The organism is Actinobacillus seminis, from assembly GCF_002263215.1.
Lineage (GTDB): Bacteria > Pseudomonadota > Gammaproteobacteria > Enterobacterales > Pasteurellaceae > Actinobacillus_B > Actinobacillus_B seminis.
In genome coordinates this window covers 181,844-203,440 of the sequence record NZ_NLFK01000004.1, presented here as the reverse complement: position 1 = coordinate 203,440, position 21,597 = coordinate 181,844, and the positions used below count along the sequence as shown (strand labels likewise).

The 21,597-nt window shown below is 40.8% G+C and carries 19 protein-coding genes and 1 pseudogene; 14 read left to right on the top strand and 6 right to left on the bottom strand.

Annotated elements, in window-relative coordinates; genetic code table 11:
- Positions 1-47: 47 nt before the first annotated feature.
- From CFY87_RS05675 to gorA, 3 genes are all read left to right on the top strand, one after another.
- Complete coding sequence (locus CFY87_RS05675) at positions 48-2,711, top strand: penicillin-binding protein 1A (protein ID WP_094946277.1); 2,664 nt, start codon at positions 48-50, stop codon at positions 2,709-2,711.
- Between the two features lie 68 nt (positions 2,712-2,779).
- On the top strand, positions 2,780-3,625 hold the full coding sequence (locus CFY87_RS05670) for a 23S rRNA (adenine(2030)-N(6))-methyltransferase RlmJ (RefSeq protein ID WP_094946276.1): 846 nt from the start codon (positions 2,780-2,782) through the stop codon (positions 3,623-3,625).
- A gap of 102 nt (positions 3,626-3,727) precedes the next feature.
- Complete coding sequence (gene gorA, locus CFY87_RS05665) at positions 3,728-5,083, top strand: glutathione-disulfide reductase (protein WP_094946275.1); 1,356 nt, start codon at positions 3,728-3,730, stop codon at positions 5,081-5,083.
- 84 nt (positions 5,084-5,167) lie between these two features.
- Here gorA and CFY87_RS05660 read toward each other — a convergent pair whose 3' ends face one another.
- On the bottom strand, positions 5,168-5,845 hold the full coding sequence (locus tag CFY87_RS05660; protein WP_094946274.1) for a YtjB family periplasmic protein: 678 nt from the start codon (positions 5,843-5,845) through the stop codon (positions 5,168-5,170).
- Positions 5,846-5,918: 73 nt separating this feature from the next.
- On the opposite strand from CFY87_RS05660, the gene serB reads away from it, so the two are divergent.
- The 8 genes from serB to rraB all read left to right on the top strand — a co-directional run bounded on the left by serB (position 5,919) and on the right by rraB (position 12,792).
- Positions 5,919-6,899, top strand: a complete 981-nt coding sequence (gene serB / locus CFY87_RS05655; protein ID WP_094946273.1) for a phosphoserine phosphatase — start codon at positions 5,919-5,921, stop codon at positions 6,897-6,899.
- Positions 6,900-6,901: 2 nt separating this feature from the next.
- On the top strand, positions 6,902-7,393 hold the full coding sequence (locus CFY87_RS05650; protein WP_094946272.1) for a YajQ family cyclic di-GMP-binding protein: 492 nt from the start codon (positions 6,902-6,904) through the stop codon (positions 7,391-7,393).
- Positions 7,394-7,405: 12 nt separating this feature from the next.
- Positions 7,406-7,918, top strand: a complete 513-nt coding sequence (def, locus tag CFY87_RS05645) for a peptide deformylase (RefSeq protein ID WP_094946271.1) — start codon at positions 7,406-7,408, stop codon at positions 7,916-7,918.
- A 76-nt stretch (positions 7,919-7,994) separates the two neighbouring features.
- A complete protein-coding gene (gene fmt / locus CFY87_RS05640) occupies positions 7,995-8,951 on the top strand; it encodes a methionyl-tRNA formyltransferase (RefSeq protein ID WP_094946270.1) in 957 nt (318 codons plus the stop codon).
- Complete coding sequence (rsmB, locus tag CFY87_RS05635) at positions 8,951-10,339, top strand: 16S rRNA (cytosine(967)-C(5))-methyltransferase RsmB (RefSeq protein ID WP_094946269.1); 1,389 nt, start codon at positions 8,951-8,953, stop codon at positions 10,337-10,339. The genes fmt and rsmB overlap by 1 nt, the downstream gene beginning before the upstream one ends.
- Before the next feature lie 58 nt (positions 10,340-10,397).
- Positions 10,398-11,774, top strand: a complete 1,377-nt coding sequence (gene trkA / locus CFY87_RS05630) for a Trk system potassium transporter TrkA (RefSeq protein ID WP_094946268.1) — start codon at positions 10,398-10,400, stop codon at positions 11,772-11,774.
- A 91-nt stretch (positions 11,775-11,865) separates the two neighbouring features.
- A complete protein-coding gene (gene mscL, locus CFY87_RS05625) occupies positions 11,866-12,255 on the top strand; it encodes a large-conductance mechanosensitive channel protein MscL (protein ID WP_094946267.1) in 390 nt (129 codons plus the stop codon).
- Positions 12,256-12,360: 105 nt separating this feature from the next.
- The gene (gene rraB / locus CFY87_RS05620) at positions 12,361-12,792 is read left to right on the top strand and encodes a ribonuclease E inhibitor RraB (protein WP_094946266.1); all 432 of its coding nucleotides are present in this window, start codon (positions 12,361-12,363) and stop codon (positions 12,790-12,792) included.
- A gap of 278 nt (positions 12,793-13,070) precedes the next feature.
- Here rraB and trxA read toward each other — a convergent pair whose 3' ends face one another.
- From trxA to CFY87_RS11525, 3 genes are all read right to left on the bottom strand, one after another.
- The gene (trxA, locus tag CFY87_RS05615) at positions 13,071-13,394 is read right to left on the bottom strand and encodes a thioredoxin (protein WP_094946265.1); all 324 of its coding nucleotides are present in this window, start codon (positions 13,392-13,394) and stop codon (positions 13,071-13,073) included.
- A gap of 222 nt (positions 13,395-13,616) precedes the next feature.
- Positions 13,617-14,726 carry a methionine biosynthesis PLP-dependent protein gene (locus CFY87_RS05610; RefSeq protein WP_094946264.1) on the bottom strand — a complete coding sequence of 370 codons (1,110 nt, stop codon included), beginning with the start codon at positions 14,724-14,726 and terminating at the stop codon, positions 13,617-13,619.
- A 260-nt stretch (positions 14,727-14,986) separates the two neighbouring features.
- Positions 14,987-15,193 carry a hypothetical protein gene (locus CFY87_RS11525; protein WP_143226164.1) on the bottom strand — a complete coding sequence of 69 codons (207 nt, stop codon included), beginning with the start codon at positions 15,191-15,193 and terminating at the stop codon, positions 14,987-14,989.
- Here CFY87_RS11525 and dusA point away from each other — a divergent pair.
- Positions 15,179-16,171 (top strand): tRNA dihydrouridine(20/20a) synthase DusA, encoded by a 993-nt coding sequence (gene dusA, locus CFY87_RS05605; protein ID WP_094946263.1) that lies wholly within the window; start codon positions 15,179-15,181, stop codon positions 16,169-16,171. The two genes, CFY87_RS11525 and dusA, sit on opposite strands and share 15 nt — an antisense overlap.
- Positions 16,172-16,231: 60 nt before the next feature.
- On the opposite strand, the pseudogene CFY87_RS05600 reads toward dusA, so the two are convergent.
- Together CFY87_RS05600 and dsdX are read right to left on the bottom strand one after the other, a co-directional pair.
- Positions 16,232-17,550: pseudogene (locus CFY87_RS05600) on the bottom strand (D-serine ammonia-lyase).
- A gap of 17 nt (positions 17,551-17,567) precedes the next feature.
- Positions 17,568-18,905 (bottom strand): D-serine transporter DsdX, encoded by a 1,338-nt coding sequence (gene dsdX, locus CFY87_RS05595; protein ID WP_094946262.1) that lies wholly within the window; start codon positions 18,903-18,905, stop codon positions 17,568-17,570.
- Between the two features lie 179 nt (positions 18,906-19,084).
- Here dsdX and dsdC point away from each other — a divergent pair, with 179 nt between their 5' ends.
- Positions 19,085-20,020, top strand: a complete 936-nt coding sequence (dsdC, locus tag CFY87_RS05590; RefSeq protein WP_094946261.1) for a DNA-binding transcriptional regulator DsdC — start codon at positions 19,085-19,087, stop codon at positions 20,018-20,020.
- A 302-nt stretch (positions 20,021-20,322) separates the two neighbouring features.
- Positions 20,323-21,585 (top strand): sodium/glutamate symporter, encoded by a 1,263-nt coding sequence (locus CFY87_RS05585; RefSeq protein ID WP_172539969.1) that lies wholly within the window; start codon positions 20,323-20,325, stop codon positions 21,583-21,585.
- Positions 21,586-21,597 lie beyond the last annotated feature (12 nt).

The window sequence follows — 21,597 nt, the reverse complement described above, 5'->3', positions numbered from 1 at the left end:
TTTTCGAATTTTTATCGTCTTTGCATTAAACAAGAGAGAATTTTTCGATGCGGATCGCAAAATTAATATTTAGTTCGCTATTAACATTGATTATTTTAGGCTGTGTTGCAGGTGGTATTTTTTATGTGCAGCTAAAATCGGACTTGCCCAATGTAGATAGCTTAAAAACGGTAGAATTACAACAGCCCATGCAAATTTATACCGCTGATGGTAAGTTAATCGGAGAAGTGGGGGAGCAACGTCGTATTCCGGTGAAACTTGCCGATGTGCCGAAAAAATTAATTGAAGCGGTGCTGGCCACAGAAGACAGTCGTTTTTATGAACACCACGGATTAGATCCTATCGGAATTGCGCGGGCAATTTCTGTGGCAATTTCGCAAGGAGGGGCATCTCAAGGAGCGAGTACCATTACACAACAATTAGCGCGAAATTTCTTTTTAACACCAGAAAAAAATATCATTCGTAAAGCCAAAGAAGCAATTTTGGCTATTGAGATTGAAAATACACTGACCAAAGATGAAATTTTGGAATTGTATTTAAATAAAATTTATTTAGGTTATCGTGCCTACGGAGTTGCAGCGGCGGCAAAAACCTACTTTGGTAAAGCGTTAAATCAATTGACCTTATCGGAAATAGCGATTATCGCCGGTCTGCCAAAAGCGCCTTCGACTATGAATCCGCTCTACTCCCTTAAACGGGCGGAAGAACGTCGTAATGTGGTGCTGGGACGGATGTTGGATATGAATTATATCAGCAAAGCGGAATATGATGAGGCCTCTAAAGAACCAATTGTCGCCAGCTATCACGGAGCGCAATTGGATTTTCGTGCGGATTATGTAACCGAAATGGTGCGCCAAGAAATGGTGAAACGTTTTGGTGAAGAAAAAGCCTATACCGGCGGTTATAAAGTTTACACGACTGTGCAATCTAAAGATCAGGAAACTGCACAAATCGCACTGCGTGATAATTTGATTGCATATGACATGCGTCATGGCTATCGTGGAGGTGCGCCCTTATGGAAAAAAGGGGAAAATGCCTGGACAACGGAGCAAATTATCGGCTTTTTAAAACGCTTACCATATTCTCCTCCCTTTGTGCCTGCTGCAGTTGTGGGGGCAGATAAAAACGGTTTAACTTTATTATTGGCAAACGGGGAAAATGTATCGCTGTCAAATGCCATGATGCGTTGGGCCGGTAAAAAAATACCAAAAGTCAATGAACAAATTTGGATCCGTAAACGGGATAACGGGGAATGGATGTTAGGACAAATTCCCGAGGCAAATTCCGCCTTGGTGGCATTAAATAGCGACAACGGTGCCATTGAAGCTATCGTGGGCGGTTTTAGTTTTGAACAAAGTAAGTTCAATCGAGCAACTCAATCTTTAGTTCAAGTCGGTTCGTCAATTAAACCCTTTATTTATGCCGCCGCCTTGGAGAAAGGCTTAACATTATCCAGTGTGTTGTTAGATGCGCCTATTGTTATTCAAAATCCGGGACAGAAAGCGTGGATGCCTAAAAACTCGCCGAATCGTTATGATGGTCCCTTGCGTTTAAGAGTCGGTATCGGGCAATCAAAAAATATGATTGCTGTCCGTGCAATGCAAATGGCAGGTATTGATTTTACCGCGGATTTTTTACAACGTTTCGGATTTAAACGTGAGCAATATTTTGCCAGCGAAGCCTTAGCTTTAGGAGCGGCCTCTTTTACGCCATTAGAAATGGCGAGGGGGTATGCGGTATTTAATAACGGCGGTTTCTTAGTAGATCCCTATTTAATTGACAAAATCATTGATAATGACGGTACGGAACTGTTTGTGGCTAACCCGCAAATTGCTTGTGTAAGCTGTGACAATATTCCGGTAATTTATGGTGAAACAGAAAAATTAGATGGATTTAAAAAGACAGATACTCCAATGGAGAACGAAGGAAATTTACAGGTAACCGATAGCGAAACTAACGGAGAGGAGTTAGATCCGCAAATTGATTTGGTTCCTGATGTACCGGAATTGGAGATGATGACAACAAATAAAGAGATAACAGATAACGTAGATTTGATGGCTGAGGCAAAAACAGTGGGCTCTCAAGTACAGTACGCTCCTCGTGTCATTAGTGGTGAATTGGCGTTTTTAATTCGCAGTGCGTTGACTTCCGCCATCTACGGTGAAAAAGAGCAATCATGGAAAGGAACCAGCTGGCGTATTGCAAACTCCTTTGCTCGCCGTGATATCGGGGGAAAAACGGGAACTACTAATAATTCCAAAGACGCGTGGTATGCCGGATTTGGTGCTAATTTTACCGTGGCAGTGTATGTCGGATTTGATGATAATAAACGCGTGTTAGGGCGTGGTGAATCCGGATCATTCACCGCAATGCCGGCGTGGATTTCCTACATGAAGACCACCTTAAAAGATATTCCGGAACGTACACTTCCATTGCCGGCAAACATTGTGGAAAAACAGATTCACAGTGGTTCCGGCTTATTATCAAATAACGGAGGAATGACAGAATATTTCATCAAAGGCACCGAACCTAAACGGGCTTATGTGGAAGAAAAAGGCTATTTTATCGACGGTTATGATCTGCAAAAAGGTGATGATGCACTACCGGAATTGCCACCTCGCGTCGATCAGATGAATCATAATAAGGGTGGCGAAAGTCCTGTGCCAAGCCATTTGCCAGCGCAACAATATGAACGTCAAGAATTATTCTAATTTAACCTAAAAAAGTACCGCACTTTGAGCAAGTGCGGTCTGTTTTTCTATTTTTAAAAGGCAAAATTATGCTGAGTTATCGTCACAGTTTTCACGCAGGCAACCATGCAGATGTCGTTAAACATATCGTATTAATGTTAATTTTGGAAAATTTGCGCCAAAAAGAAAAAGGCTTTTATTATTTGGATACCCATGCCGGCGTGGGGCAATATCGTTTGTTTTCCGAAGAAGCGGAAAAAACCGCGGAATATCAAGAAGGAATCGGGCGCCTTTGGCAGCAAGAGGATTTTCCGCCGGATGTTGCGCGCTATGTACAATTAATTAAAAAGCTGAATTATGGTGAAAAAGAGCTGCGTTATTACGCCGGTTCGCCATTGATTGCCGCAAGTTTGCTCCGCCCGCAAGATCGCGCGCTGCTAACCGAATTGCATCCAACAGATTATCCTTTATTGCGCAATAATTTTAAACAATATGACAATATTACCACCAAACGGAATAACGGCTTTCAACAATTAAAAGCCACTTTGCCGCCCAAAGAGCGACGCGGGTTGGTGTTAATTGATCCGCCTTATGAAATGAAAGAGGATTATGATTTGGTGGTACAAGCGATTGAAGAAGGCTATAAACGCTTTGCTACCGGCATTTACGCTATTTGGTATCCGGTGGTACTACGTCAGTATACCAAACGTATCATCAAAGGATTGGAAGCCACCGGTATTCGCAAAATCTTGCAAATTGAATTAGCGGTGCGTCCCGACTCGGAACAGAGCGGGATGACCGCCAGCGGCATGATTGTAATCAATCCACCATGGACATTGGAAGCACAAATGAAAGAAATCTTGCCTTATTTACACCGCACTTTGGTGCTGGAAGAGATCGGCGGTTGGTCGGTAAACTGGATTACGCCGGAATAATTGAAGAAATTACCGATTAAATTAATTTATTCAGCCAGTTTGCCTTTATACCGTATTCGTGCAAAATAGGTAGTAAAATTTAAATCCAGTAAGGAGAAGAAAATGACAAGACATTATGATTATATTTCTATCGGTGGTGGCAGCGGCGGCATCGCCTCCATTAACCGTGCGGCAAGTTATGGCAAAAAATGTGCGATTATCGAAGCAAAACACATTGGCGGAACTTGTGTGAATGTCGGTTGCGTACCAAAAAAAGTCATGTGGTATGGCGCACAAGTGGCAGAAGCCATTAATCATTATGCGCCGGATTATGGCTTTGATGTTAGCGTAAATCAATTTGATTTTAGTAAATTAGTCGAAAGTCGCCAAGCCTATATCAGCCGTATCCATACTTCTTATCAAAATGTTTTTACCAAAAATCAAGTTGACGTAATCAACGGATTTGCCAAGTTCGTCAACGCTAACACCGTGGAAGTGAATGGAGAATTAATTACCGCCGATCATATTTTAATTGCCACCGGCGGTCGTCCGACGCGTCCAAGCATTAAAGGCGCAGAATACGGGATTGATTCTGATGGCGTGTTTGCCTTAACCGGCTTGCCGAAACGCGTTGCGGTGGTTGGTGCCGGTTATATTGCAGTAGAACTTGCTGGCGTAATGAACAGTTTTGGCGTAGAAACTCATTTATTCGTCCGTCGCCATGCGCCACTACGCAGCTTCGATCCTTACATTGTTGAAACCTTGTTGGAAGTGATGAAAACGGATGGTATTCAATTACATACCGAAGCAATCCCACAGGAAGTGGTGAAAAATTCGGACGGTTCATTCACCTTAAAATTAGAAGATGGTCGAGCACAAGAGGTAGATTGCCTCATTTGGGCAATCGGTCGTGAACCGGCAACAGATGTGATCAATCTTGCGGTGACCGGCGTTGAGACCAACGAGCGCGGTTTTATTAAAGTAGATAAATACCAAAATACCAATGTCAAAGGTATTTATGCGGTCGGCGATATTATCGAAGGTGGCATTGAGCTCACGCCTGTTGCAGTCGCTGCAGGGCGTCGTTTATCCGAACGCTTATTTAACAACAAACCGAATGAACACTTAGATTATCAGTTAGTACCGACTGTCGTCTTTAGCCATCCGCCAATCGGTACTGTCGGCTTAACCGAGCCAAAAGCGATTGAGCAATATGGCGCAGATAATGTAAAAGTATATCAGTCGGCATTCACTCCAATGTACAGCGCAGTGACCCAACACCGTCAACCTTGTCGCATGAAATTAATTTGCGCGGGCAAAGATGAGCGAATCGTTGGCTTACATGGTATCGGCTTCGGCGTGGATGAAATGATCCAAGGCTTTGCAGTAGCAATTAAAATGGGGGCCACCAAAGCGGACTTTGACAACACCGTCGCCATCCACCCGACCGGTTCGGAAGAATTCGTGACCATGCGTTAATTGCTACATTCAGGGCATAAAAATAAAAAGTGCGGTTAAAAAACTCAAAGATCTTTAACCGCACTTCTTTCTTTAGCATTGTGCTTATTTCACAAAGCGTTTTCGCCGGCGGTGGAAATTTAAGGTAGGGTTAATTTTGCTGACCTTGGCAAGCGGTTTTGGTTCAATTGCCTTGCGGTGCGCGCGACGGTAATGACTAAGGAAATAGTGGATAGAGCTGGCAAACACAATGCCGGCAAGAAAAACGATAATTAATTCACCATATAACTGGTGAAAGAGCTGGTTGATTTTACTTTGCGTCGTTTGCCCGTATTTAGCATCAAAGGTAACGCGCAAAAAGCCTTCAATGCCGTTTGGCGAATAAATCAGTTCGACAATTTGCTGCGTGCCGGTTGGTGTGCCGGTATTGGCATCCAGCCCCAGTTGATGACGTACATTGAGGGAATGGCTGCTTTGCGCCAATAATTCGCCGGCATTGCTATAAATAGAGGCGTCGATGACAAAATTCTCTTTGCTGAAATTATCCAAATTTTCCGTTAATTGTTCCGTTTTGGCATCATTAACCAATAACATAGAAAATAAATCAGCTTGTTGGCGCACCAATAAATGCGACAAATGAGAAACCTGTTTTACGCTGGCAAGTTGCGATCCGATTTTGAATTGTTGGACGCCGAATAAAATCACGCCCAAAATAATACCACAAAATCCGATAATGCTGACAATCAGCATGATTTTCACCAATTTTTCTTTTGTTAAATACAAGTTATTTTCCCCAAAACTGAACAAATCGGCTAAAATATGTGCCGATTAATGATAATAATTTACAGGATTTCTTATGCAAACACAAAGTCTCCATGTCCAAAATCTTTGTCGTATTGTTGAACATTATACGTCATTTCCCCGCGCATTTTTAACTAATCAGAATGCGACCGAGGGAAAAGATCATTTTATTGTTTATGGCGAGTCGCTCAATCTGGCGTTATTACAACAATTTCAACAAAAGTGCGGTGAAAATTTTGTGATTTTTGAGGCATGGAATGTGGTGCAGAATACAGTGGTGCTATTACGCGGTCAATGGCAAGCAAAATGGGTGGCAAATGCACATGAATTTTCTCTAGATTGCGCTCGCCTTGATTTTACCCCAAGTTTGCAACAAAGCGGATTATTGGTGATGGATATGGATTCCACCATTATTCAAATCGAATGTATCGACGAAATTGCCAAATTGGCGGGTACCGGTAAACTCGTTTCGGAAATTACCGAACGCGCTATGCGTGGTGAATTGGATTTTGAGCAAAGTTTACGCCACCGTGTCAGCACCTTAAAAAATGCGCCGGAAACGATTTTGCAACAGGTGCGGGAAAATTTGCCCTTAATGCCCGGATTAAAAGAAACCATCCAAGGTTTACAACAATACGGCTGGAAAACCGCGATCGCCTCCGGTGGATTTACCTATTTCGCGAATTATTTGAAAGCATTACTGAATTTAGATTACGCCGTTTCTAATCAATTTGAAATTACTGACGGACGTTTGACCGGTCTAGTACTGGGCGATGTGGTGGATGCCGCATATAAAGCTAACACATTGCAGCGATTAGCGACGCAATTTGCCATTCCGGCGGGTAATACGGTAGCAATCGGCGATGGCGCCAATGATTTGGCAATGATGCAAGTGGCGGATTTGGGCATGGCATATCATGCGAAACCAAAGGTACAACAACAGGCGAAAATTGTGATAAACTTTACAAACTTGACCGCACTTTTATGTATTTTAAGTGCGAATGATAAAATACAAGCAATAAATAAGGGGAAATAAGTATGCCTTCATTTGATATTGTGTCGGAAATTACCTTACACGAAGTACGCAATGCGGTGAAAAATGCCAACCGGGTATTAAGTACGCGTTACGATTTTCGTGGTGTTGAAGCAGTGATTGAATTAAACGAAAAATGCGAAACCATCAAATTAACCACAGAATCAGATTTTCAATTGGAACAATTAATTGAAATTTTAATCGGTTCTTGCATAAAACGTGGCATTGAACACAGCTCGTTGGATATTCCGGCGGAAAGCGAACATCACGGAAAATTGTACAGCAAAGAAATTAAGCTCAAACAAGGTATTGAAACCGAGATGGCGAAAAAAATTACCAAATTAATTAAAGACGCAAAACTGAAAGTGCAAACCCAAATTCAAGGGGAACAAGTACGCGTGACGGGAAAATCTCGTGACGATTTACAAGCGGCAATTCAGTTAGTCAAAGCTGCCGAATTGGGACAGCCATTCCAATTCAACAATTTTAGAGATTAATAAAGGAAACCTATGGCGTTATTAAATGTATTGATTTATCCGGACGAGCGCTTGAAAACCATTGCCAAACCGGTAGAAGTGTTTGATGAAAAATTAAACAAGTTTATTGATGACATGTTTGAAACCATGTATCAAGAGGAAGGCATTGGTTTGGCGGCAACCCAAGTCGATGTTCATCAACGCATTATTACCATTGATATTGAGGGTAATAAACAAAATCAATTAGTATTGATCAACCCTGAAATTATCGAAAGTTGCGGAGAAACCGGGATTGAGGAAGGCTGTTTGTCGCTGCCGGGATTGCGCGCGTTGGTGCCACGCAAAGAAAAAGTGACGGTTAAAGCGCTAAATCGCAAAGGGGAAGAATTTATATTGCAAGCGGAGGACTTGCTTGCCATCTGTATTCAACACGAAATCGATCATTTAAACGGTATTGTGTTTGCCGATTATCTTTCTCCGTTGAAACGTCAACGTATGAAAGAAAAACTGATCAAATGGCAAAAACAAGCGGCAAAACGGGGATAATCCTCCGCACGCCGAGGTAATGAAATCAACGTTGGTGGGAGCTTCCCACCTTTTATTTTCCGTAACCTAGAACATAATGAAACCATTAAATATTATTTTTGCCGGTACGCCGGATTTTGCAGCGCAACATCTGCAAGCCCTGTTAGACTCGCCCCATCACGTGATTGCGGTTTATACTCAGCCGGATAAACCGGCGGGACGCGGGAAAAAACTGCAAGCCGGCGCGGTCAAATTATTAGCCGAGCAACACCACATTCCCGTTTATCAACCGAAATCTTTACGCAAAGCGGAAGTGCAAGCCGAATTACAGGCGCTCAATGCGGATGTGATGGTAGTCGTGGCGTATGGGTTAATTTTGCCAAAAGCAGTATTAGTCGCGCCACGTTTGGGTTGTTTGAATGTACATGGTTCTTTACTGCCGCGTTGGCGCGGTGCGGCGCCGATTCAGCGTGCCATTTGGGCAGGTGATGCGCAAACCGGCGTCACCATTATGCAAATGGATGAAGGACTGGATACCGGCGCCATGTTGCACAAGGTAGTTTGCGACATTACCCCAACAGAAACCTCCGCCGATTTATATGCCAAATTAGCCGAAATAGCACCACCCGCCTTACTTGAAGTGTTAAATGGATTGGAACAGCAGCAATTTTTCGCGCAGCCGCAAGAGGAAAATGCCGCTAATTACGCGGAAAAATTAAGTAAAGAAGAAGCGAAATTAGATTGGAATATGCCGGCAGCGCAGTTAGAGCGCAATATTCGCGCCTTTAATCCATGGCCAATTTGCTATTTTTCCACGCAAGATGAACAAGGTAATGCGCAAACCTTAAAAGTCTATCAAGCGCAAGTGTTACCGCATCAAGATAAAGCAGCGGGAACCATTATTGCCGCCAACAAAAAAGGAATTCAAATTGCCACCGGTCAAGGCGTATTAAATTTAACGCAATTGCAACCGGCGGGGAAAAAATCAATGTCCGCACAAGATTTACTCAACGGTCGCGCGGGTTGGTTTAACGTCGGTAAGGTATTGGCATAATGAAAACAACGGTTCGCTCCACTAATAAACAGCGCGTAAAAACCTCGCAAAAAAGCATCGCACTTTCCGTACGTGCGTCGGCGGCAAAGATCATTTTGCAAGTATTAGATCAGGGGCAATCTCTGTCATCCTTGCTGCCCGAATATCAAGCCCAAGTCAAAGCGCAAGATTTTCCGTTGCTACAAGAAATCTGCTTTGGTGTTTGCCGCGTGTTGCCACGCTTGGAAAAGTTAATTAGTTTATTAGTCGATCGCTCGCTAAAAGGCAAAACACGTATTGTGCATTGCTTGCTGCTTGTAGGTTTGTATCAATTGCTTTACACCCGCATTCCGCCTCATGCGGCAGTGGATGAAGTGGTCAACGCCACGTCCGCCTTAAAAGCCGACAGTTTTCGCGGTTTGGTAAATGCGGTATTGCGCCGTTTTTTACGCGAACAAGCGCAATTATTAGCTAAAGCGGATCAACATTGGCAAACCTTGCATCCGGAATGGTTGGTTAATCGATTGAAAAAAGCCTACCCGCATTGGCAAGATATTGTACAAGCCAATAATCAAAAACCGCCTATGTGGTTGCGCGTAAATAAGCAACATTGTAGTGCCGAAGATTATCGTCAACTATTGGTACAACAAGATATTAACGCCTCAAGCACGACACATCCGCAAGCTCTGCGTTTGGCACAACCAAGTGCGGTACAAAATTTGCCGAATTTCGCCCAAGGTTGGGTCACGGTACAAGATCTTTCCGCGCAATGGTCAGCGCTATTATTGCAAGCGCAAAATGACGAATTGATTCTGGATGCTTGCGCCGCGCCGGGCGGAAAGACCACGCATATTTTAGAGTTGGCGCCACAAGCAAAAGTGGTCGCCCTTGATGTGGAAGCGGAACGCTTGGTACGCGTACAGGAAAATTTAGCCCGAATGCAGCAGCAAGCGTTAGTAATTTGTGGCGATGCCGCTCAACCGCAGCAATGGTTGACGCAAATTGAGGCGCATTTTCATTTACCGTCAAATGCAACACAAAGTGCGGTGCAATTTGATCGAATTTTACTCGATGCGCCTTGTTCGGCGACCGGTGTCATTCGTCGCCATCCGGATATTAAATGGTTACGACAAGAAAGTGATATTGCCGCCTTAGTGGCGTTGCAAGAGCAAATTTTAGATGCGTTGTGGGCAAGATTAAAACCGAACGGTGTGTTGCTTTATGCCACTTGTTCCTTATTGCCGGAAGAAAACTGCCGGCAAATCGCGCATTTTTTGCAACGTCATAATGACGCCAAACGCGAACCTTTGCCTTTCCTTGATCCGCAGCAACAAGGCGAAATTCAACTCTTCCCGACAGAAAATGGCGGTGATGGGTTTTATTACGCAAAATTACGAAAAATGGGGTAAGCCATGGAATTTCCGTTGATTGAGGTCATTATTCCCCTACGTCTAGAGAGAGAATAACATGAAAATCATCATCTTAGGTGCCGGACAGGTAGGCTCTACCTTGGCGGAAAATTTAGTCGGCGAAGACAATGATATTACCTTGGTGGATAATGAAGCCGCTCGTTTGGACAGTTTACAAGACAAGCATGACTTACGCGTGGTGACCGGTTCGGCATCCTCGCCGCGTGTCTTGCGCGAAGCCGGCGCTGCGGATGCGGATTTGTTGGTGGCGGTAACCAGTTCCGACGAAGCCAATATGGTCGCCTGCCAAGTATCTTATACGTTATTTAATACGCCAACGAAAATTGCGCGCATTCGTGGTGCGGAATATATTCGCGAAAAAGAGAAATTGTTTCAATCCAATGTTATCCCGATTGATCATATTATTTCGCCGGAAAATTTGGTCACGGAAGAAATTGTGCGCTTAATTAATTATCCGGGGGCATTGCAGGTTTCCCATTTTGCTGACGGTCGCATTAGTATTGTAGTGGTGAAAGCCTATTATGGCGGGCCGTTGGTGGGCTATTCTTTGTCCACCTTGAAAGATCATATGCCGCATATTGATTGCCGAATCGTATCAATTTTGCGCCAAGATAAAGTGATTCGTCCTCAGGGTTCGACCATTGTAGAGGCCGGTGATGAAGTCACTTTTATTTGTGCGACTATTCATATCAAGGCAGTAATGAGCGAATTGCAACGCCTAGAAAAACCCTATAAGCGGGTCATGATTGCAGGTGCCGGTAATATTGGTATGGGGGTGGCGAAACGCCTCGAGGAATTTTGTTCAGTCAAATTAATTGATCGTAATCATGAGCGTGCCTCTCAACTGGCAGAAAAATTGTCCAAAACTCTAGTATTTTGTGGTGATGCCTCCGATCAATCCTTATTATTTGAAGAACATATTGAAAATATTGATGTTTTTCTATCATTAACCAGTGATGATGAAGCCAATATTATGTCGGCGTTACTGGCAAAACGCCTTGGTGCGAAAAAAGCCATGGTTCTTATTCAGCGTATGGCATATATCAATATTATCCAAGGCGGAACCATTGATATCGCAGTTTCGCCACAGCAAGCAACCATTTCGGCATTGCTTGGGTATATTCGCAAAGGAGATGTTGCCGGTGTGGTATCACTGCGCCACGGTATTGCGGAAGCCTTAGAAATTGTAGTGCATGGTGATGAAAATAGTTCCCAATTGGTTGGACGAAAAATCAGTGAGCTCAAATTACCCGTTGGTGCTATTATTGGCGCGGTTTTTCGTGATAATGAAGTGATTATTGCCGGTAAGAATTTAATTTTTAAAGAAAAAGATCATGTAATCGTGTATGTGAGCGATAAAAAATTTATTCCGGATATCGAAAAGCTATTCCAGCCAAGTTCATTTTTTATTTAAAGTTATAAAGTTATGTAAAGCTACTATACTTATTACATCAACTTTTTATAATAATCACTCTTTGAGGTATAAATAAAAGTGAGGAGCGTTTATGAGTTTTATTAAAGAGTTTCGCGAATTTGCGATGCGCGGCAACGTAGTAGATATGGCAGTCGGTGTGATCATCGGCGGTGCTTTTGGTAAGATTGTCAGCTCATTAGTTGGTGATGTGATTATGCCGGTACTGGGTATTTTAACCGGAGGTGTGGATTTTAAAGATCTTAAAATCGTATTGCAAGAAGCGGTTGGCGAAACGCCGGCGGTGAGTTTAAATTATGGTGCGTTTATCCAAAATATCTTTGATTTTGTGATTATCGCATTCGCTATCTTTATGATGATCAAGGTGTTAAATAAATTGAAAAAACCGGTAAAAAAAGCAGCACCGGCTCCCTCTAATGAAGAAAAATTGCTAACTGAAATTCGTGACCTATTGAAAAAATAATCAACAGTGTTTCATCATAGAAAAATCTTCTCAAACGGGAAGATTTTTTATTTAGGGACAAAAAATAATGCTACAATGTGCTAAATCTTATTGAGGAGGCTGATTATGTCGGAAACAAAACAATTACAAGAAGAAACCAGAAAAATTATTCATGATTTATTAAATGATGGTAGTGATCCTAACGCCCTTTATATTATTGAACATCATATTGCCCATTATGATTTTGATAAATTAGAAAAAATCGCAGTGGATGCCTTTAAAGCCGGCTATGAAGTATCGGAAGCGGAAGAATTTGAAGATGACAACGGAAAAGTGATTTTCTGTTTTGATATTATCAGCGAAATCCACTTAAAAGCAGAAATAATTGACGCCCAACAAAAAGAATTACTTCCATTAATCGATAAATTTGGGGGGATTTATGACGGTTGGGGAACCTATTTCGAAGATCCAAACGCCGAAGAAGATGAATACGGCGAAGAGGGAGAATTCTTTGATGATGAAGAAGACTTTAATGAAAAACGAGAGTCTCGGCATTAATTTTAAGAGAAAGGAGGAAATTTTTTCCAAGTCTAAATCAAACTTTGTGTAAATACCTGTTTCTAAGATAATATACACTAAAACAGGTATTTTTATTATGAATGAACAAAAATTAAAGGCTTAGATGCAATATAAAATTAAGCACCAAGCCATCAGTTCTAAAATATGATATATAATCAAATCTGGTGATCGCTTAAACGATCACCTTTAAGTCAAAATAGTATTTGCACAGAATACGGGATAGAGCCCTATAAGAAGGCTTCTTTACTAACAAGCAATTAGATATTTTGGTTAACAAAATTGGCTAATTGATTTTTAGGTAATGCGCCAACTTGAGTCGCTACTGCTTTACCTTCTTTGAATAGCATTAATGTTGGAATACTACGCACACCAAATTGTGCCGGTGTACCTTGATTTTCATCAATATTAATTTTAACGATTTTTACTTTATCACCGAATTCAGCCGCTAATTCATCTAAAATTGGCGAGATCATGCGACAAGGACCACACCATGGCGCCCAGAAATCCAATAATACAGGCACTGCTGATCTTAATACGTCCGTTTCAAAGTTTGCATCATTTGTATGTAATACTTCAGTCATATTCTTTTTTTCCTTATTCGTTAACAATATTCCCATCAAAATAATGGAAATTTTATACATCTCAAGTGTTTCACATCATAACACATTGAAAACTAAATAACACAAATCATTCTAATCGTTAAACTCTTATACCGGAGAGCGAAAAAGCAAAACACTCGCTGTTGTTTACACGATTAGACAAAATGATTGTGCTATCACCAAGTGCGGTCGAATTTTACAAAATTATTTTAATTGGGCAAAGGCTTGCGCCAAGTCCGCTTTAATATCTTCGACATTTTCCAAACCGACGGAAAAACGCAACAAACGGTTGCAAATCCCGCGCGCAATGCGTTCTACTTCCGGAATATCCATATGGGTTTGGGTGGCGGGATAGGTAATAAAACTTTCAGATCCCCCCAAACTTTCTGCAAAGGTGATCAATTTTATCGCTTTTAAGAACGGATTAACCCATTTCTCGTCTTGCAAACGGAAAGACAACATTCCGCCTTTATCCGCATACAGCACATCTGCCACTTGTGGCTGTGCATTTAAGAACTTAACCAATTCTTTGGCATTTTTCTCATGGCGCTCCATACGCAATGCCAAGGTTTTCATACCACGAATCGTTAACCAAGCATCAAATGGCGATAATACGGGACCGGCACCGTTTTGAATATAAAATAAACGATCGCATAATTCTTGCCCCTTCGCCACAATTAATCCCACCAACACGTCATTATGGCCGGCAAGATATTTGGTACCACTGTGGATCACAATATCCGCGCCATGTTCCATTGGTCTGAATAACACCGGAGTTAAAAATGTATTATCCACAATTAACAACAAGTTATGTTTTTTCGCAATTGCTGAAATAGCATCAACATCGCATTCTTCCATCAATGGGTTAGACGGTGTTTCCACAAAAATCGCCTTAGTGTTCGGCGTAATAGCTTGTTCAATGGCTTCCACCGACGCAGTATTAACATAAACCGGTTTAACGCCATGGGTATTTTTATAAGCAAAATCTAACAAACGATAGGTTCCACCATACACATCACTGGAAACAATCCATTCATCCGGCGCGGCAAATAACGTCATCAACAACTGAATTGCCGCCATACCGGAAGAACAAGCAAAACCGCGATCACCGCCTTCTAATTGCGCAATCGTATCTTCCAACACGCTACGCGTCGGGTTTTTAGTGCGCGTATAGTCAAAACCGGTACTCTCACCTATGCCATGATGCCCATAAGCCGTAGAAAGAAAAATCGGCGTAGAAACCGCGCCGGTGCGTTCATCTGTACGATTGCCCGCTTGCGCAAGCAGCGTATCAATTTGATATTGTTGTGTCATAATTATTCCTTTCAAAAACTTTTTAAATTTTAACCGCACTTTATAAAATAAAGATGTTGCCACATTGTGGCATAAAGCGCACGGGGCTTAAAGCAGATTTTCATATTTCTGCAAACAAAACCATATCCATACTGACATTGGCTTAAAATTACTGCTATAATTTCGCCTGTTTAATATTATCCACCGGATTGAATGCCTATGATTTCTCCACGACTGCCCGGCAAAATTCGTTATATTTTATATAAAAAAAGTCACCACACTCACCGAATTTTGCATAAAAGTACCGGATTTTTTTGCCCATTAAGCGCTGCTTCATTGGCGGCACTGTTTTCCAACGGATTTAATAAATGAGCCTGTTTAGGATTGGAATTAAATGCCCATTGGAACCGGCAATATCCGCTTGCCGTCGCCAGTTTTCTCCAACGCGTACAGGAAAAAGAAAATAAAACAGAATGAAACTTGCTCAAAATTCACCGCACTTTTATCGCGGACGCTGTTCCGTGGCGCCAATGTTAGATTGGACAACGCGTCATTGTCGCTATTTTCATCGCCAATTTAGCCAATATATCTTACTTTATACAGAAATGGTCACCACCGGCGCGATTATCCATGCCAAATATGATCATTTGGATTTCTCGCCACCAGAAATGCCGCTGGCATTGCAGCTAGGCGGCAGCGATCCGGCACAATTGGCGCACTGCGCTACATTAGCGCAACAACGTGGCTATCAAGAAATTAACCTCAACGTCGGCTGCCCGTCGGATCGTGTGCAAAATGGTATGTTTGGCGCCTGTTTAATGGCAAAAGCCGATTTAGTGGCGCAATGTGTAGCGCAAATGCAACGTGCAGTCGATATTCCCGTAACGATCAAAACCCGCATCGGCATTGATGATTTAGACAGTTATGACTTTCTTTGTGAATTTGTGGGAAAAGTACGGCAAGCCGGCTGCCAAGAATTAATTATTCACGCTCGCAAAGCGTGGCTCTCTGGCTTAAGCCCAAAAGAAAACCGCGAAATCCCGCCGCTCGATTATGCAAGGGTCTATCAACTCAAACGGGATTTTCCTACATTGCGGCTCAGCATCAACGGGGGCATTAAAACCCTAGAAGAAATTAAACGACATCTCCAACATGTGGACGGTGTCATGGTAGGGCGTGAAGCTTATCAAAACCCAAGTCTATTGGGTTATATTGACCAAGCACTGTTTGAGCCGAGTTTGCCGGTCATCACACCTCACCAAGCAGTGCGCCGAATGTTGCCTTACATCGAACAACAACGCGCACAAGGTGTACATTTAAATCATATTGTCCGCCATATGCTCGGCGCATTCCAACATTGCAAAGGTGCTCGCCAATGGCGCCGCTATTTAAGTGAAAATGCCTATCGCCCCGGCGCCGGCGTCGAAGTAGTGGAAACCGCATTGGGATTTGTCGAAGAAAATTGATTGGTAAAACAAAAGTGCGGTTAAATCAATCATTTTTGACCGCACTTTTCCTTTATTTTTCTAAACCCTTCCTAGAGATAAATATTTTTGCATTTCATCTTTAGGAACCATGCCACCACCAGTTGCCCATACCAAATGAGTCGCATTTTCTAACCGGTCATTTGATAAATTTAATTTATTAAAATAAGTATTATCACAAATGCGAATAGCTCCTACCATACCAGCTAAAGCGGAAGGTTCCAATTGAACTTGTTCAGTTTTATCTAATAATCTAAGCAAGTCATAAAGTTCTTGATCATCTATAGTATAAAAACCATCAAGTAATCGTTCCATCGCTTTACCGACAAATCCGGAAGCTCGTCCGACAGCCAAGCCATCTGCAGCAGTAATATTATCTAAACCAATATCTTGAACAGAAATATTGTCATGTAATCCTGTATACACCCCAAGTAACATACAAGGCGAATGTGTAGGTTCGGCAAAAATACAATGTACATGATCACCAAATGCGAGCTTAAGCCCAAATGCAACACCACCAGGACCGCCACCCACGCCACAAGGCAAATAGACAAATAAAGGATGATCTTTATCCACCGGAATTCCCTGTTGTTGAAATTGTTGTTTTAAACGCTCTCCTGCAACGGAGTAACCTAAAAATAGTGTTTTTGAATTTTCATCATCAATAAAAAACAATTTGGATCGGATTCTGCCGCTTTACGTCCTTGAGCCACAGCTACCCCATAATCTTGTTCATATTCCACAACATTCACACCATGCAAACGTAACTTTTGTTTTTTCCATTCTCTTGCATCTGCAGACATATGCACGCTAACATTAAATCCCAGTTTTGCACTCATAATGCCAATAGATAATCCCAAATTGCCGGTAGAACCTACTGCAATGCTATACCGGCTAAAGAATTTTTTAAATTCAGGAGTATGCAATTTACTGTAATCATCTTGCTCCATAAGTAATCCATGCGTCATTGCTAATTTTTCTGCATGAGCTAACACTTCATATATTCCACCTCTTGCTTTAATTGAACCGGATATAGGCAAATGACTATCTTTTTTTAATAAAAGATTTCCCTGAATTTTTTGTTTATAACGTTGTTCCAGCGCTCTTTTCATCGCCGGAATTCCGATAACTTCCGATTCTAAAATTCCATTTGTCTTTTGAGTTTCAGGAAAAACTTTGCAAAAATAGGGAGCGAATCTTGTAAGCCGCATTGCCGCATCTTTTACGTCTTTTTCTGTTAGTCCTACATGAGGTAGCCCTTCAACCAGTGTGGTACTTTTCTGATTAAACCATGTAACCTCTTCTAAATTAACGAGATGATTTATTAATGGATAGTCTCGTTTTAATTGTTCGATATTCATTTGTATACCTCTCTCCGTTAGATCATATATGACAATAAAAAAGTGCATACTAAAGCAAAAAATGATGCGATAAATGTTGCACCGGTATAGTATTTGAAAATTTCATTCATTGTTGCACCACAATATTGTTTTACCAACCAAAATAAAGAATCTGTCACGATAGTGCAACCAATCGAGCCTGAACCTATGGCAAGAGTAATAATCTCAGGACTGATCTCAGGATAGGCTACCAACATAGGGGAGACAATAGCTGTAGCTCCCATCATAGCAACAGTTGCCGAACCCACCGCAGCGTGTAAAATAATTGCCACAAGCCAAGCTAATAAAATCGGATGCATATCAAAATTAGCTAAAATAGTTGCAAGCCCGTCACTTAAACCGCCGGCTTTTAAAATACCATTAAAAGCACCACCGGCTCCAATAATCAATAAAATATTTGCAATTGATGAAAAACAACCTTCCGTTTGACCTAATAAGTCCGACATTCCCATATTACGTCTAATACCTAGAATATAATAAGCAACAAAAGCACTAATAAACATTGCGGTAATTGGATTACCTATGAATTCAAAAAATAAATATAACGAAATCGATTTATCCATATTTAATTCTGCAACCGTTTTTATTAACATTAAAACAATTGGTAACAAAATAGTAAATAATGTTGCAGAAAATGAAGGTAATTCACTTTCATCTCTAATTCTAATATCTGAAAACTCATCCGGTACTTTTTTAAATGGGATTTTATTTTTCACTAATATTAAAAAGACCGGACCACCGAGTAAAGAGGCAAATAATCCAATTAATAAACCATACACAATAACTTTTCCCATATCGGCGTCTAAAGCGTTAGTGACATATAATGCCGCCGGGTGAGGAGGAACAATACAATGAACTGCCATTAATGCGGTACATAATGGAATAGCAAGATTAAGCAATGAAGTGTTCGTCTTTTTAGCGATAGAAAATGCTAACGGAATTAATAAAACTACGCCAATTTCAACAAATAACGTTATCCCACAAATTAATCCAATGATAACCATAATAACATCCGGAGATAACCACCGACTTTTTTGTAAAACAATCCCTATTTTTTCCGCACCACCTGAAACTTCTATCATTTTTCCTAGGATTGTACCTAAAGCAATGACTGCGGCGAGAAAACCTAACGTACTACCTATCCCATTTTCTATAGCATCAATCATCTCGGTAGGTTTCATCCCCATTAATCCACCAACATAAAAACTTGATAGCAATAATGCCAAAAACGGATGTAATTTAAATTTCACAATCGTGATAATAATCAATGCAATGCTCGTAATTAAAACTGCTATGAGCCAAAGTTGTGAATCCATAATAGTCTCCTTATGAGTTGAAATAATCCAATAAAATTAAACGATATTGACAAATACATGACAAATGATGAATAATTTAATTTGAATGAATTTAATTCAATCAAAAGTGTGACTTACTTCTCAAATATCTTAAAATCACTTTTTAAATGAGATAATCTACAATAAAGAAGATCTTAGCAATGCGAAATATACATCAATATTTATACAAAAATAGACGCATAGATCGTTATCAATTAGCCAAATTACATACCTTTGAAGTCTGTGCAAGGCATTTATCTTTTACGCTTGCTGCTGAAGAACTTTGTATTACTGCCAGTGCAGTAAGTCATCAGATACATAAATTAGAAGAAGAGCTTGGGTTTCTTTTATTTAAACGTTTTCATCGAAAAATAGCATTGACTTATGAGGGCGAAAAACTGTTTCACACCTTAAAACAGGTATTTGAAGCAGTAAATAAAGAAGTTTTTGAAATCAGGCAACAGGAAATTAGCGGTGAATTAACTATTTATGTAAGACCCTCATTAGCTCAAAGTTGGTTAGTACCCAAATTAGCCGGCTTTTATCAGAAACATCCATTTATTCAGTTAAATATTTTAACCGGCAATGAAATTATTAACTTTGAAAGATATAAAATAGATTTAGCAATCTACTATGATGATCTTTATGACAAAAATCTTCAACATTATGAATTAATGTCAGAGAGTATTATTCCTGTCTGTAGTCCAAAATATGCTAAGCAATTTCATCTATATGAAAATCCGGAAAATTTATGTTATTGTACACTCTTACACGATGGTCAAGCATGGAACCATACATCCGATATTGAAGAATGGCTGTGTTGGCTAAATCACTTTCAGCTTAAAATTGATTTAACCCATCAACAATCAATGATTTTTGACCGTTCCGATCTTGCGTTAACCGCAGCTATTAACCATATCGGAGTTGCTATGGGTAGAGAACACCTCATCGCTCCTTATCTAGAAAAAGCAGCATTGATAACACCATTTCAATCATTAAAATTACCTTGTTTACAGCGTTATTATGTCGTGACACCCTATATCCAACTACCTAAAGTCAATACTTTCGTGCGTTGGCTAAAAAGTAAAATCATGTAATAAAAAATCCCGCATATTGATCTATCCTTCCAAAAAAATTAGACGAGATAATCAAACGGGATGAAGCTAAACGACGAAAACCGTCCAAAGTTTAAGAAAGTATTATCCCTTATCTATTCCGCTGTTCATTGCGAAACTCGCTCTCGGTACATTGTAAAATAAGATCTTTATCACAAATTTTTACAAAAAATCTACATAAAAACCACTTTTTATTTACATTATATGTTTGAGGTATATAATTTTTTAATCTTCTCTTTTTCCTATTCGTCTCTTTTTCGATAAATTTCAACAGGAGGTTCCCTATGGAATTGGAAAAATTCTTAAGTTATTTTGGCACGTTGACATATAAAATCGGTGAAGTACCAAATTTCAAATTTGAATATCTCACCTCTCTCGGCATTGCCGCTATCGTTATTTTTTTCGGTCGGTATCTTGTAAAAAACTCGAAATCCTTACAAAAATATGCCATTCCCGCTCCCGTTGTTTCAGGCTTGCTCTTTTCTATTCTTATTGCCATGATAAAATCTACCGGGCTGATTTCTTTCAGCTTTGATGTTGCAATGATGAAAGATTTATCTCAAAACATTTTCTTTCTTTGTATAGGATACGGGTTTAGTTCTCGTTTATTACGCAGTGCGGGCAAAAAATTAGTTATCAATGTTATCATTGCGACTTGCCTTTTAATCACATTACAAAATATTGTCGGTGTTTTAGTCGGCAATGCCATCGGATTGCATCCGCTACTGGCCTTACAAGCTTCTTCTGCCGCCATGAGCGGAGGCGTCGGTACAGCCTCTGCTTTTGGCCCGATTTTTATCGAGCTCGGCGCCCCGGCGAACGCGACAGAGTTTGGCGTTGCCGCCGGTACTATGGGCAATATTATAGGATCACTTATCGGTGGACCGGTTGCTGCCTATTTAATCGCCAAACACGCGCTCAAAGCAAATCCTAACGATAAACCGGAGGAAGTAAAATCAGCACAATTGCCCATTCTTAATAACACCCGAATGATCAAATCTTTTGCCATGGTTTTATTAATTGGTGCGCTCGGAATGCCGATTTATTTTCTTTTAGATGCTATTCCGGTAATCGAAATGCCAAAATTTATCGGTTGTCTTTTCGCCGGTGCCATTGCCAGAAATATCCTTGAAGTGAAAAAGGCGGAAACTTATATTCCCGAAGTGAATGCGATTGAATACATGTTCCTTGAGCTTTATTTAGCACTGGTATTGATGACTATTGATATTACTGCACTTAGTTCAAATGCCGGTCAGTTAGGTATTATTTTAATTGTACAAGCAATTTTAATGATATTATTCGCTATATTCATTGCATACAAACTGTTTGGAAAAGATTATGGTGCAGCTGTCATGGCTGCAGGAAATTGTGGATGGGGATGCGGTTCGGGACCAAATGCAGTGGCAAATACTAAAGCAGTGATGGATCAATACGGATACCACAATTTAGCTTGGGTATTTTATCCGTCATTTGCAGTAATCATTGATGATATTTACAATCCAATTTTCTTATCTTTATTTGGCTCGGCTCTAAGTTTAGTAAGATAGAAGTGCGGTACT

What these genes read in the sequence shown, in the direction of transcription:
- CFY87_RS05675 (WP_094946277.1), top strand. Translation starts at nt 48, where the DNA reads ATGCGGATCGCAAAATTAATATTTAGTTCGCTATTAACATTGATTATT.
- CFY87_RS05670 (WP_094946276.1), top strand. Translation starts at nt 2,780, where the DNA reads ATGCTGAGTTATCGTCACAGTTTTCACGCAGGCAACCATGCAGATGTC.
- gorA (WP_094946275.1), top strand. Translation starts at nt 3,728, where the DNA reads ATGACAAGACATTATGATTATATTTCTATCGGTGGTGGCAGCGGCGGC.
- serB (WP_094946273.1), top strand. Translation starts at nt 5,919, where the DNA reads ATGCAAACACAAAGTCTCCATGTCCAAAATCTTTGTCGTATTGTTGAA.
- CFY87_RS05650 (WP_094946272.1), top strand. Translation starts at nt 6,902, where the DNA reads ATGCCTTCATTTGATATTGTGTCGGAAATTACCTTACACGAAGTACGC.
- def (WP_094946271.1), top strand. Translation starts at nt 7,406, where the DNA reads ATGGCGTTATTAAATGTATTGATTTATCCGGACGAGCGCTTGAAAACC.
- fmt (WP_094946270.1), top strand. Translation starts at nt 7,995, where the DNA reads ATGAAACCATTAAATATTATTTTTGCCGGTACGCCGGATTTTGCAGCG.
- rsmB (WP_094946269.1), top strand. Translation starts at nt 8,951, where the DNA reads ATGAAAACAACGGTTCGCTCCACTAATAAACAGCGCGTAAAAACCTCG.
- trkA (WP_094946268.1), top strand. Translation starts at nt 10,398, where the DNA reads ATGAAAATCATCATCTTAGGTGCCGGACAGGTAGGCTCTACCTTGGCG.
- mscL (WP_094946267.1), top strand. Translation starts at nt 11,866, where the DNA reads ATGAGTTTTATTAAAGAGTTTCGCGAATTTGCGATGCGCGGCAACGTA.
- rraB (WP_094946266.1), top strand. Translation starts at nt 12,361, where the DNA reads ATGTCGGAAACAAAACAATTACAAGAAGAAACCAGAAAAATTATTCAT.
- trxA (WP_094946265.1), bottom strand. Translation starts at nt 13,394, where the DNA reads ATGACTGAAGTATTACATACAAATGATGCAAACTTTGAAACGGACGTA.
- CFY87_RS05610 (WP_094946264.1), bottom strand. Translation starts at nt 14,726, where the DNA reads ATGACACAACAATATCAAATTGATACGCTGCTTGCGCAAGCGGGCAAT.
- dusA (WP_094946263.1), top strand. Translation starts at nt 15,179, where the DNA reads ATGAAACTTGCTCAAAATTCACCGCACTTTTATCGCGGACGCTGTTCC.
- dsdX (WP_094946262.1), bottom strand. Translation starts at nt 18,905, where the DNA reads ATGGATTCACAACTTTGGCTCATAGCAGTTTTAATTACGAGCATTGCA.
- dsdC (WP_094946261.1), top strand. Translation starts at nt 19,085, where the DNA reads ATGCGAAATATACATCAATATTTATACAAAAATAGACGCATAGATCGT.
- CFY87_RS05585 (WP_172539969.1), top strand. Translation starts at nt 20,323, where the DNA reads ATGGAATTGGAAAAATTCTTAAGTTATTTTGGCACGTTGACATATAAA.